The organism is Ureibacillus xyleni, assembly GCF_900217795.1.
GTDB classification, from domain to species: Bacteria; Bacillota; Bacilli; order Bacillales_A; family Planococcaceae; genus Ureibacillus; species Ureibacillus xyleni.
Window position 1 is genome coordinate 107,666 of the sequence record NZ_OBMQ01000008.1, and the last position, 12,871, is coordinate 120,536.

General features: G+C 34.5%; 14 protein-coding genes. 13 read left to right on the plus strand and 1 reads right to left on the minus strand.

Features of this window, described 5'->3' with window-relative positions:
- Window positions 1-62: 62 nt before the first annotated feature.
- A complete protein-coding gene (locus CRO00_RS12665) occupies window positions 63-416 on the minus strand; it encodes an acylphosphatase (protein WP_097074043.1) in 354 nt (117 codons plus the stop codon).
- Between the two features lie 361 nt (window positions 417-777).
- Here CRO00_RS12665 and CRO00_RS12670 point away from each other — a divergent pair, with 361 nt between their 5' ends.
- The 13 genes from CRO00_RS12670 to CRO00_RS12735 all read left to right on the plus strand — a co-directional run bounded on the left by CRO00_RS12670 (window position 778) and on the right by CRO00_RS12735 (window position 12,869).
- Window positions 778-981 carry a hypothetical protein gene (locus tag CRO00_RS12670; RefSeq protein WP_097074044.1) on the plus strand — a complete coding sequence of 68 codons (204 nt, stop codon included), beginning with the start codon at window positions 778-780 and terminating at the stop codon, window positions 979-981.
- 74 nt (window positions 982-1,055) lie between these two features.
- Window positions 1,056-1,565 carry an SMI1/KNR4 family protein gene (locus CRO00_RS12675; RefSeq protein WP_097074045.1) on the plus strand — a complete coding sequence of 170 codons (510 nt, stop codon included), beginning with the start codon at window positions 1,056-1,058 and terminating at the stop codon, window positions 1,563-1,565.
- A 748-nt stretch (window positions 1,566-2,313) separates the two neighbouring features.
- Entirely contained in the window at window positions 2,314-4,692 is a 2,379-nt protein-coding gene (locus CRO00_RS12685; protein ID WP_097074047.1) for an immunoglobulin-like domain-containing protein, read from the plus strand.
- Between the two features lie 263 nt (window positions 4,693-4,955).
- Window positions 4,956-5,150 (plus strand): hypothetical protein, encoded by a 195-nt coding sequence (locus CRO00_RS12690; protein ID WP_097074048.1) that lies wholly within the window; start codon window positions 4,956-4,958, stop codon window positions 5,148-5,150.
- A gap of 19 nt (window positions 5,151-5,169) precedes the next feature.
- Entirely contained in the window at window positions 5,170-5,541 is a 372-nt protein-coding gene (locus CRO00_RS12695) for an SLAP domain-containing protein (protein WP_097074049.1), read from the plus strand.
- A 250-nt stretch (window positions 5,542-5,791) separates the two neighbouring features.
- A complete protein-coding gene (locus tag CRO00_RS12700; protein ID WP_097074050.1) occupies window positions 5,792-6,250 on the plus strand; it encodes a hypothetical protein in 459 nt (152 codons plus the stop codon).
- A gap of 27 nt (window positions 6,251-6,277) precedes the next feature.
- Window positions 6,278-7,237: a hypothetical protein gene (locus CRO00_RS12705; RefSeq protein ID WP_097074051.1), complete on the plus strand. Its 960-nt coding sequence runs from the start codon at window positions 6,278-6,280 to the stop codon at window positions 7,235-7,237.
- On the plus strand, window positions 7,234-8,322 hold the full coding sequence (locus tag CRO00_RS12710; protein ID WP_161946684.1) for a type I restriction enzyme HsdR N-terminal domain-containing protein: 1,089 nt from the start codon (window positions 7,234-7,236) through the stop codon (window positions 8,320-8,322). The genes CRO00_RS12705 and CRO00_RS12710 overlap by 4 nt, the downstream gene beginning before the upstream one ends.
- Window positions 8,323-8,718: 396 nt before the next feature.
- Window positions 8,719-10,026 (plus strand): TolB family protein, encoded by a 1,308-nt coding sequence (locus CRO00_RS12715; RefSeq protein ID WP_097074053.1) that lies wholly within the window; start codon window positions 8,719-8,721, stop codon window positions 10,024-10,026.
- A 59-nt stretch (window positions 10,027-10,085) separates the two neighbouring features.
- Window positions 10,086-10,556 (plus strand): GNAT family N-acetyltransferase, encoded by a 471-nt coding sequence (locus CRO00_RS12720; RefSeq protein WP_161946685.1) that lies wholly within the window; start codon window positions 10,086-10,088, stop codon window positions 10,554-10,556.
- 90 nt (window positions 10,557-10,646) lie between these two features.
- Window positions 10,647-11,198, plus strand: coding sequence for a sigma-70 family RNA polymerase sigma factor (locus tag CRO00_RS12725; protein ID WP_097074055.1), 552 nt, complete (start codon window positions 10,647-10,649; stop codon window positions 11,196-11,198).
- Window positions 11,183-11,581, plus strand: coding sequence for a helix-turn-helix transcriptional regulator (locus CRO00_RS12730; protein WP_097074056.1), 399 nt, complete (start codon window positions 11,183-11,185; stop codon window positions 11,579-11,581). The genes CRO00_RS12725 and CRO00_RS12730 overlap by 16 nt, the downstream gene beginning before the upstream one ends.
- Window positions 11,574-12,869 carry an FtsW/RodA/SpoVE family cell cycle protein gene (locus CRO00_RS12735; RefSeq protein ID WP_237658419.1) on the plus strand — a complete coding sequence of 432 codons (1,296 nt, stop codon included), beginning with the start codon at window positions 11,574-11,576 and terminating at the stop codon, window positions 12,867-12,869. Before CRO00_RS12730 ends, CRO00_RS12735 begins: the two co-directional genes overlap by 8 nt.
- Window positions 12,870-12,871 lie beyond the last annotated feature (2 nt).

A 12,871-nucleotide genomic window follows, 5' to 3' on the forward strand; every position in this document is an offset into this window, starting at 1 on the left:
TATGGAAAGAACACCGTCAGAAGTCTGAATATTCCTTTTACAAAAGACTATATTCGTTTAATCTACCTTATAATGATGAAGTCTTTCTCATTCTCACAAATCGGCAACTCACTTGTAGTTAATTGCTGTACAGATGCTCGTTTCAATGACTGCATACAACTTACGAGAAAATCAATTTTCGATTCTTCTCCTTGAAATTCGCCCTCTACACTTCCATCTTCCATGTTTTTTACCCATCCCGTTAAGTGTAATCGTTCGGCAATAAAGAATACCTCTAAACGAAAACCGACATTTTGTACCTTTCCATTAAAAGTGATTCTTTTTCTAGTTATAGGACTAGGACTAAATTGAGGTACCTTAAACTGATTGGCATGCCAAAAAATATAGCCATCCCTAATTTTCTTTAACACTTTCATCTCCTAAACAAACACCCCTATCCAAAAATAACAAGTCCATTTATATTATAACGCTCAACATCACCACTATATATCTATTTTGGTGACAAACTGGGACAAAGAATTCCGTCATCAAAATAATTCGAAAAAATGAGGACAAAATGGTTTCTATTTCGTAAACAAGTAGAGGAGGGGGAGCAAATGGAATCCAACGACTTAAGAGATATGCGCTTGAAGCAGGTAGTAGTTTTAAATGGATTGATCCTTTTTTATCATAAGTGTGATTCATAATGAACAAGTAAATACCGTTCATATCAAATATCAATACCTTTGCCTTTCATTTAACGTTAACGGTGGAACTTAACTAAAGAGGGGGAGTATTATGCTAATTGGTTTAATGCAAGGAATCGGGATTTTTTATTATTGGACTTGGTTTATCTGGCCATTTGTCTTAATTTTTTCATTAGTTTACTCAATTGCTTCCTTAGTAAAAGACGAAAAAGCATCGATAAAGCCAGCCTTACTTGCTTCAATCTCTCTTTTAATAATACTAGCTGGCATCACTGGACCGTTGATGTCACCGTAATATACGGTTGCGTAGAGCAATCGTTTTTTTATGTTAAAATAAGGATGAGCGGCAAACTTTGGGGGTGAAACAAGATGAAACTTTGGGAAGAAGAATTAGATGAATATTATCAAGGGGAAATCGATTTGCAATCATTAGAAAATCTTCAAAAAGAATTGAAGGTTGAATTGCCAAATTTCTATATTCAATTACTGAAGAAAAGAAATGGATTTTATTTGAAAAAGAAATATTATCCTACCAACACGCCGAATAGTTGGGCAAACAATTCTGTTCATGTCGATTTTTTATACGGAATTGGGGAAGCCCCTGGATTATTAGATAATCTTTATTTACGCAAAGAATGGGGAATCCGCAGTAAAAAATTACTAATAATATCAGCGGACGCCCCTATGTTCATTTGTTTAGATTATAGAAGAAAAAAGAATCCTTCTGTCATTTTTATTGATGTTGAACAAAATCAAGAAATCCAATTAGCAAAAGATTTTGAGGAATTTGTGGAAGGTCTTGTTGATTATATTGAGGAAGAACAATTAAACCTCGATGATGCAGAACTATCTGTACAGGAAATAATAGAGTATTATTAAAAATTGACAAAGTATTACTAAAGGGGAAGCCAGCAGAAATTGACCGGTATTTTACGAAAATTCTCTCAACGAATAATGAGCTAATTCGGTATATGGTGGAAAAAATGAGGCAACACGAAAAACCAAAAGTCCACTTCAATTTTAGGGCACTGAAAAAGTCGATTTTAATAAATTTTTATAATAAAAATACGCTCAGATCTTTTAGGAAGTGGGATTCACGAAGACTCCTACGGGAACAGCTTGAGCTGAAGACCCCGCAGGAGCTTGCGACGAGGAGGCTGAAGCCAAGCCCGTGGAAAGCGAAGTGAATCCCTCCTTCTATTTAGAAGCAAATAATTACTATAAATTTTTATCGGTATTTAGTTTTTCAGTGGCTTCCTTCAATTTACTGCTATTTTTATCCTGCTGTGCAGAAGGTGAGAATAAAGGCACGATAGAAGATACATATTTGTTGGAGGTATTAAACGAACTATCCCAAAGCAAAAATCGAGATGTTAGGGATTTAAGTTTGTATAGCTTGAAGGAATATCATAAGAGGGTGAATAAGTAAGGTGAAAAGTGTTAGACTCTTTATCCAAAAAGGGTTTGGCACTTTTTTCTTGGGGAGATAGGGTTTATAAAGACAGATTATCCGACACTTTTTCAAACAATACTAATCTCAATATAAAGGAAAATAGTTACATTCTCTTAATAATCTATTACAATTACAAATATAGTAAAAACTAGGTTAAAAGAGGATGTGAAAATAATGAAAAAATTTAAATCTAGCTTATTTCTTTTAATACTGCTCATCATCTATTTTTCATTATCTACAAATGTATTTGGTGAAGAAGCTAAACAGGAGATAGAACCTCCAAGTCTAGAAACATTAAATACTGTTGAACTAAAAAACTATTCCACTGACGCAATATCTTGGTCATATGATTATACAGGGAAACCAAGTGGGCTTACGGGTGTATCGTCTCCGATTATTACTTACTATATAAAAATTACCGGAGATGCTAGTTATGAATTAAATATGTTAATAGATGGAGTAAAGGTAGATGCCGATTATGATGAACAATCAGGGTATTTGACATACCAAGCCAATAATCTAACTGGAACTCATAAAGTATCTATTGAATTAACTGTTTATGGTAAAAAGAATCCGATTACATCATGGAATTTTACAATCGACACATCACCAGTCAACCCATTTGAAGGGAAAAATCTAAATATACTTAATGCTGTCCAAACAGAATCCATTTCCCGATTGAACAAATACCGTAATGAATTACAATTACCATCTTTTTCAGAAAATGAAATATTACATAAAGCAGCACAGGCACATAGCAATTATTTAAGTACAAATAATGTAACTGGTCATAATGAAAGTAGTAACAAAATTGGATATACAGGGAATCATCCTTGGGAACGTGCTGCTTATTTTGGATTCACAGGGAGTGCAGGGGAAGGTATTACTTACCAAAAAAAGACAGGTTTATTAGGTGTCGATAATTTAATGGATGCGCCATATCATCGTTTAAGTATTATTGACCCTCATAGCGATTTAGCAGGAATAGGTTATAACGATCGCGGGGATATCGTAATAAATTATGGCAGTTACACTAGAACAGAAAAACAGGCTGAAGTTGTTCTATACCCATATGACAAACAACAAAACGCAAAAGTATCTTGGTTTGTGGCTGAAAATCCAAATCCGTTACGTTTTTGGGGTGTTGATAAAACATACGTTGGCTATCCAATAAGCTATGCATACTTTCCAGTTAACAGCAATGATCAATTGCTTGTAAAAAGTTTATCGTTAACAAATGAAAGTGGTCAAAAAGTACCGTTTTATGATGTTACACCGAGTAGAGATGATCATTCAAAAAACCATGTTTTTCTAATCCCGAAATCACCACTTGAAGTAGACCATACATACTTTGTGGAGGTTGAAGCCTCCGTTAAAGATGCAAAAGGAAATGTTAGAGATGTTTCCCGTTCTTGGTCATTTAAGACTGCAGATCAGTTAGACATACATGATATATATTTTTCAAAATATCTCCAAAACAATTTTATTAATGTACACTTTAATAGTGGAGAAGAACCAACTTCCACAATAACAATTGAGAAAGATGGGGAAGTATATATAAAATATCAAGATAATAGACAATGGACATACCAACCAATTACGGAAGGAGACTTTACGTTAACAATCGAAAGTCTATTATTTAATAGTAAAAAAACGATTCCAATTACAATTACAAAAAATAATGAGATTCGATATAATGGTGACGGCGATTGGAATGTCTTGTACAGCAAAGAAAATCCCGGAGTAATAGACACGATTCCTCCTGTTCTTCAAGGAATTGAAAATGTCGCAATCAATCTTAATGATCGGTTTGATCCAAAATTTAATGTTTCAGCAACAGATAATGTAGATGGCGATATTACAGAAGGAATTGTAATAGAAGGTACTGTAGATACAACGAAAGTAGGAACATATGAACTGATTTATAGAGTGGTAGATCAATCAGGAAATCAAACGAAGAAAATCAGAAAAATCACTGTTAAAGAATCAAATGCACCGAAAATGCCGATTGTAAATGAAATATCGAATATGTCCACTTTCGTAACAGGTCAAGCTGAAGCAGGAACGGTCATTACGATGAAATTAGGTGAAGATATATTAGGCACAACCGTTGTTTCAACAAATGGTACATTTACTATTCCAATCGTAAGCCCTAAATTTGGGACACAACTTTACTTTATTTCCTCTGATGAATATGGCAATGAGAGTGAACCTTCCATTATCACTGTCATGGACGAAATAGGGCATGAACATTTCTTTACTTGGCAGCCGGAAAAATCTGTTCCAGTAGATAAGAATTGGACAATCGCATTTAACGATGTGATAGATGAAAAAACCATTAACGCAGAAACGGTTTATATCCAATATAATCAGCAAAATGTTGAAGGGATTAAATTAAGACTAGGGCAAGATCGAAAATCATTAGAAGTTTTAGCACCTGAAGCGGGTTATGAAAAGGGAAAAACATACTTCCTTTATATTGAAGGGAAAGTTAAATCTACTTCCGGGAAATTTTTAAATAAACCTATTAAGTTAAAATTCTTCGTAAATTAATCTAAAAGGTTGAAGTATACAGTTAATTGTATATTTCAACCTTAAATTTTAGACTAGATGTTGAAAAGTTCCCCAATAGCTGTCCAGTAATATTAGAATGAGTAAGCGTATATTTTGTTGCCGTAACACCATTTCTATATTCAACGGTTAGTTTTTCAGGATTGAACTTACTCAAGGAATCAACTCCAATATGCAATTTGCAAGACATTGGTTAAAAGTTGGAGGGGAGGAAAAGAATAAGTAAAAAATAAGGAGCTAAAACGTTGAAAAAACTAGGACTATTATTCATGTTTATTGGCATCGTATTCATTGCGATTTTTACGTTAACCAACATCCAAATTCCGTTTACGGCTTGGCTAATCGGCTTTTTGATTAGTTTGCTTGTTTCTGTTGCAGGAATGGTGCTCTTAATTATATATTTAGCGAAGGAAATCAAAGAGGAAAAACGGCGAAAATAGTTTAAGAGGTGGTTTAGTTATGCAACAATTACAATTTGAAGCATCTTGGGACAAAGCATTGTCTCCGCAAGATCGACAAAAGATAGAACAAGTATTTAATGAAACGAAGCATGGTTCCGAAATACATTGCACATCTTTACAAGTAGCAATGAATCATAAAGAGGCGTTATTAGTGACTGTAATCGTGCATAATTTTACCAATCATCTCCTCACATTTCATCAAACAAAAGTAAGTTATCACATCGATGAAAAGTGTATTGCAGATCACGCGTTCACTTTACCAGCTCTTGCCATTCCGCCTAAAGTGAGTATGCCATGGACGTTTATTTTTCCAAAAGGGAGCTATAAACCAAATTTTTCCTATGAAAAGGGACAATTGGTAATTCATTAATTCTGTGCTGTCGCTAAAATAAACTAATGATGAAGCGGTTTCTGCAAAGGAGTCCGCCTTCATCTGTTTGAAACCTACTTCACTCAAATTTCCCCTCAAAAATGACCTACATCCGGATTATGAAAACCACTCCATCCGAAATCTCTCCATGCAACCACACATAGCAATTCATTCTACAACTTAATTAAATAGGAAATGATTTACAAACTATTGTGGTACAATAGAACTAAATGCGAGGGAGTGAAAAGAAATGGGTAAAAAGGTAGTTGCAGGTAGTAATGAAGTCAAATTTCGAAACTACTTTGAGGGGAAGTTTGGCCAAAATATTTTAGGAGGAAAGCGAAACTATCAAAGTGATGATAAATTAGTTTCGATATCTGTTGATAATTCCATACAGATAGGAAATAAAGAAATTCTCATCGAAATTGATTCGGGCAACATGGCTAAATTATTAGTAGGCCAATATGTTTTATTAAATCAACTTTACAATAGGAATCACGATGGCATATTTTTAATCATTCATTATTACAAAGATCAAGATGGAAATGAATATAACCCAAAAAGAACGGAATACAATCTATCCTTTGTGAATGAAACAATCTATGAAAATAACGCATTAACATTCAAGGTATTTAATCAAAGTAGTTTTGAAAAGTTATGTGAGCAGTGCCATTCACTCCAGGACTTCATTAACCATCTATTCAGCTAAACTTTATAAGAAAGAGGAGGTTTTAATATGCTATCCTTATCAACGAATTCTCTATATTCTTTATTACTCAATTGTATGTTCCACAAACCAACAAAAAATGATGGAGTTCCAGCTGTTGGAATCATTGCTGGGAATCATTACGAAAAAAGTACACACTTACATACGGTTTTAGTGCTGCCAGAATTATACTCAGAAAATGTTACTGGGGCCGAATTCGATTTATTTGAAGAAAAGGCATTAAGCTATATTGATTGCATGCGATCAGATTTTGAGGCATGTGCTTCTTTTGAATCAACAGTAAAGGATACATATTCAGGTGATGATTTGGAACCAATCAATGAACATCTGCAAATCCTCGAATCTGGTATATTACCTTATAAAGTGAAAGTATTGCTAGTCTTATCCAATGAACCGAAGAAAGCACTCACTATCGAAAGGAAATGTGCCAAAGCTACGAAATATACACAGGCACCTAAAAGTGAATTTTTACCATATGAAGAACCTTTAAATCATGAATTTACATATATCTCTGGTTATGCTGATCAATATTACTATGAAATTAGAGCCTATAAACTTTCAGAACAACACATAGAAAATATTAGCATCCAACACTCTGAAGATTTCACAACTAAAGAAAAGCCAGCAAAAATGAAAAGAAAACAACCTCGTAAATTTGTATTATTACAAGGAAAAAGATATAAACAGATTTTCGTGAAAAGCAAAAAACAGCTATTAGCAAAATTACCAGAGTTGATGATTCGTTTTGATAATAGTAACGAATACAATAGCAGCATTGGGATGTATAAAGTTGTCACCATCAAAGGAAAAGTGGTACATACAAGAGAAGTCTTTGAAGATGAAACGATTGAAGAGGAAATTAATGTAGAATTTAACCTAGATGACCTTCTTAAAGGGTACATAGAAGATATTACGTTATGTAGAATCATGCGTTACCCGATTGTATTAATGGAGGAGGATTTGTATTGAAAAAAACTGTTTGCGTTGTAAGAGAATATCCTGTTCCATTAACTCCTGAAGAAAACGTAAGGCAAAATTTATGTGCAGAACTATTAAATTATGTTCCTAAAGAATCGTTGCTTGTAGAAATCCCAATTTCGGCATATGTACCGGTTGCAGGGAGAGCAGACGTGGTAATCAATGATTCAGAAAATAAACCTTTAATTGTCATTGAATTAAAAGAGCCTAAAGTGATGTTGGGGGACCATGTCAAAGAGCAAGTGACCAATTACAACAAATATATAAAAGCACCTTATGTGGCAATACATAACGGCAATGAAACAATATTATATGAACATGAAAATGGCCGATATTTTGAAATCTCCCATAAAAATATTATTGACTTAATTGGGAACCAACCTTACGAAAGAGTTCAATATTTACCATTTAAAAGGCTTAGTATTGAAGAAACTTCTTATCAACCATATATCGATTATTTAGTGAATGTTGGACATGTTTCGGAATTTGCGGAGCTCGAAGTACAACAATTTTTATCTGAATTACATAATGTATTGCTTGCTTCACGGTTTGGGAAATTCGAAAATAGCATTGTGTTAGAAGATCGAAAAGCAGGATATTATTCATTCGGGAATGCTTCTGGTGGTATTTATGACGGCTTTCATCGTAGTTTTATCGTGCAACATAGCAAAAAAGAGGAATATTTTTACCGTATCGGAATGTTTGCAACAGCGAAAACCGTAAATGATCCACTGTATGGAAATAGAACGGGCACAACATCATTATGTGTCGGCATTCAAAAGGGGCATAGCGAATCGTATATTCTTCAGTTAAATTTACATCAATTTTTAGAAAAGCTTGGGAACACGTGGATTCTTACTCACAATGGAAGAAGTGGATCGATGACAAATCAATTTGTAATCGACAAAGTGAAAAAGGAAGCTCCACATCTAGTAGTAGAAAATCAAATTGTGTTAGCCGCTTTCCCAGCACAAGAAAGCATCTCAGTAGAGCAATTTTCAAACTTTATTACAAACCTTATCGAGTATTCTAGAATAAGAGATATTGCGCGAACGGAATATAAAAAGAAAAAATAAAATAGAAGGTGTCCAATTTTTCTCACAAAGGATTGGCACTTTTTTATTCATATTGGGAAATCGGACACATTTTTTGGGAAATCGGACACTTTTACCGGGAAATCCGACACTTTTACCGGGAAATCCGACACTTTTTTTGTAAATGAAAAAAGATAAAGGAAGAACACTTTATCGCCGGTAAGTGCCAAATATTCTTTTGGTGCTTTTTTTATTGCCATAGAGTAGGTGCACCATTTGGAACTTTTAACAAATAATTCCGTCTAACTAAGAACAATAGTTGCAACCCGCTGAAGTTAGTGAGTTGCCATGTAAAAAAACTTATTCCTAACCTTGATGAATACCAAAATCACACCTCGATAAACTGCCTTGATTTAATAGATGAAAGGAGTGCGAAAATTGAAAAACAAGAAAATATTCATTACATTGATTTCTGTAACATTCCTATTACTTGTGGGTTCAATTGTGTTTGGCTTGCTGCGGGATAATGACCCATATCGATATTTCACCGGGATGGGGAGCACCTTTGATCTGTCACCCAATGAAGAAAAATACCTATTTTCTTATTATCTAGATGGAAAAGAAAATATTTATCGTTCAAATATCGATGGAACAAATGTAGAAAAGTTAACCACTGGATCTGAAAATTTTCATAGTCCGAGATATTCTTTCGATGGAACGAAAATGCTTTATTTAGCCCAAAATGCGGAAAAGACAAACAAACTTATCGTAGCCAATCCAAATGGCAATGAGAAGGAAATCATAACTGACGACAAAACCCATGTTTCTGAGGCCGCATTTTCAAAAACTGGCGAAGAAATCTATTTTTTTGCAACACCAGCAGAAGATTTTAAGAAGGGTGAAGGTGAAACAACAGAAGGATTTGACTTATTTGTCGTGGATCTTGCTACAAAAAAGATCAAACAGTTAACGAATCAAGACCACTTTACGATGAATTATTTGTCTGTTTCACAAGATGGAAAAGCACTTTATTACAGCTTGTTCGAGCAGAATAGAGAAAAAGTAACAGCTTACTCTATTGAAGATGGTTCGGAAAAAGAAGCACCAGGATCCAACCTGTTACCGGAAGATACTTACTTTTTCCATTATTCACCTGATGAAAGGTTATTAGCTTACACTACGATTTCAGAAGAGTCATATGACAGTTCGCTATTTAAATATGAACTATTTTTGCTTGATATTGAAAATGGGAAAAGTAAAAGGCTAACAAATCTGGAATCATCAGTTGTATCACCGAAATTTTTCAAGGACCAAAACAAAATTGCTTTTTTAGAAAATACAAATTGGCCACTAGATCCCGCAAAACATACGCTTAACGTAATTGATTTAAAAACTGAAAAAATTCAACAGATAGAATTCGCGATTTCACCTGAAAAATCTAGCCATCTGTTATCAAAAACAATTGATACATTTGCAAATGGAACGACAGTAGCGATTCTGTATGTGATTTTCGTAGGCTTAATTAGCACCTATTTTTCACTACATCATTCGAGAAAAAGATATTACCCAGCGATTGCGAGCATAATTGTTTCCCTCCTAGTATTCGTTAGTAGTTTTATCGTTGCAGCTACTGTAGATCCTTGGTACGGTATTGGACTTGGTATGCTAGCAGCGGCTTTATTAGGATGTTCATTGATTATTGTTGCGTATACTTTTGCCTTAAAATTCTTTTTGAAAAGGGAATAGATTTAGCACTGATTATATCTTTTACGACCGGTGGAGATAGTTCAGAAAAGAGGGATACTATGCAGTTAATGAAAGCAGCAGAGATGAAAAATGCGTTTGTAAGTTTATTCAATATTTATGCTCATGAACTATCAAAGTATAATTCTTGGATTGGTACGCAAATAAACCATGACGGCAACTACTTAGCTGAGCATGTCGAGCAATATTTTACGGATTCTACGATAGAAGCATTTTGCATTACTGAAGATGATCGACCCATTGGATTTGTAGTTTTTTCTAATTCGGAAACCAATCAAAAGGTGTGTTCCATAGAAGAAATCTTCCTCATTGAAACAAGTAGAAGAAATGGATTTGCTGAAAAAATATGCAAAGACTTTTGGGAACAAAATCAAGGAATTTGTGTTCTTCATGTTTTAAAAGCAAATCTTCCTGCGTTATCGTATTGGGACAAATTGATTCAAAAATGTGGGTATGAATATAAGAAGAAAAGCGATAATGAGCAGATGCTACGTTATGAAATTATGCTTTAAGGTTCTACTATTCTTAGTAGGCCTTTTTTTGTCTAATGGAAAACTTTTCATTCAACTGTCTCGTCTAATGAGGGAATTGGAGGGAAACGTGTGGAGGAAATAACGAGTACTATAATAACCGCTGACAATCGGGAAGAGCTGATTGACGAATTAATGAGTACGTACGGTCAAGACATTTTACAGCTTGTCTATGCTTACGTACATAATGAAACAATTGCAGAGGATTTGACACAGGAAATCTTCGTGAAATGTTACAGATCATTATCTACATATAGAGGGAAATCAAGCATCAAAACATGGCTTTGGCGAATTGCCATTAACCACTCAAAAGACTATTTGAAAAGCTGGTATAACCAACGTGTGCAAGTAACGGATGATGCCATATTAGGAAACAATGAAAGTCAAAACAATGTAGAACAAACCATCATTCAGCAAGATGAGGATGCTAAGCTCGCATCTACTGTCATGCAATTACCAGTAAAATTTAGGGAAGTTATCTATTTATTCTATTATGAAGAACTTTCACTAAAAGAAATGGCGAGTGTACTTGAAGTGAATGTCAATACAGTGAAAACGCGGTTGAAAAGAGGAAAATCACTTTTAAAAGAAATGTTGGAGGGGTCATCATGGATGAACGATTAAAAGGGTTAAAAAAAGCAATGGATCAACATACATTTCAAAATGTCCAATTTAAAGATGCCCATCGCCAACAAATAAAGCAGCAAATCACACTTGATGAGGACATCACACAAATCATTTTAGCTTTACTAACAAATGAAAAAACAGGTTCTCAAATTACGCAATTACTACATGTAAAAGGGACTAAAAGTATTGTCAATAATGAGGGAGTTGTTTACACCATTTTACATACGGAAGAACAGCTCGGTAATCTTGAATCATATTGGTCCAGTGATGGGGAGAAGTATTATCTATTAACGGCGAAAGGAAAAAAATCGTTACAAAAAAAGAACGCCTTTTCTTCACGACAATTCTTCCAGGGGGTGACCCAGTTTGAAAATGAATAAATTTCTACAAACGGTAACAGGTCAAATTCGCTCTAAGGAAGCAAAGACCTATGTAAAGAATGAGCTAGACAAGCATCTACTAAACTCAAAAAATGCATGGCTCGAAAAAGGCTATAATGAAGAAGAAGCTGAAGAAAAGGCAGTACAGGAAATGGGGAGCCCGCTGACACTTGGAAAGTCCTTAAATAAATTACACAAGCCAAAAGTGGATTGGGTTTTAATTGGGTTGCTCAGTATCACCTTGCTATTAAGTTTTCTACCGATTATGGCTGTAAAAGAGATATTTAGTAGTGATTTTAATTTTCAAGCTTTAGCTATCAATAAGGCAGTATTTTCGATAATGGGTTTATGCATTGCAATCGGCATTATGTTTTTTGACTACCGAAAATTAAAGAACTTCGGTTATTGGTTTTATCTTGCAGGGATTGGGTTAATCGTCATCATTCATCTATTTTCAAATGAACTATTAATCGGAGAGCCAATTATTTCGTTAGGTTTTGTTAAAATTCAAACGTGGATGGCGCTTCCACTATTGTTAATTGCTTGGGCAACACTTCTTTCTACAACCTCTTTCAAGTTATGGCAAGGGATTGCGTTATTTCTATTATCTATTTTTGTATTCACCCTCGTTGGGAATTTACCAATGTTATTCATTTACATTGTGATTGTTGGCGTACTTTTCGTACAAAGTAAATTTTCGCGGAAAGAAAAATTTTGGGTGGTTAGTAGTCTAAGTCTAATCGTTGTCGGTATCTTTGTTTTTACAACCGTTGCTATTGTGAAAGGGATGATTGCAGAATATCAATACGCTCGATTTGCTAGTTTCTTAAATCCAGAAAAATATGAAACTGGTTTTGGTTACTTATATCTCCAACTTGAAAAAGCTATAACGAACGCGGGTTGGTTTGGGGCGAATGAATTAGTTTATCTGCCAGATACCCATACAAACTTTGTGCTTGCCACACTAATTCAAACTTATGGCTATTTAATGGGGCTATTGATCATTGGTATCTTAACTTTCCTTGCAGTGCGTATTTGTCAAATTGCCATTTCCATTAAAGATCCATTTGGAAAATTACTCATTATGGGCGGCGTAACCCTGTTTACTACTCAGTTTTTATATAGTGTTGGTATGACGTTTGGCGTATTTCCAATCGTTTCAATGTCGCTACCATTTATGAGTTACGGCCTGATGCCAACAGTATTAAATGCGTTCATCGTAGGGATAGCATTAAGTGTTTATCGCAAGAAACCATTTGTATTAAACCGAGTAAAGGAGCCGTCTTAATT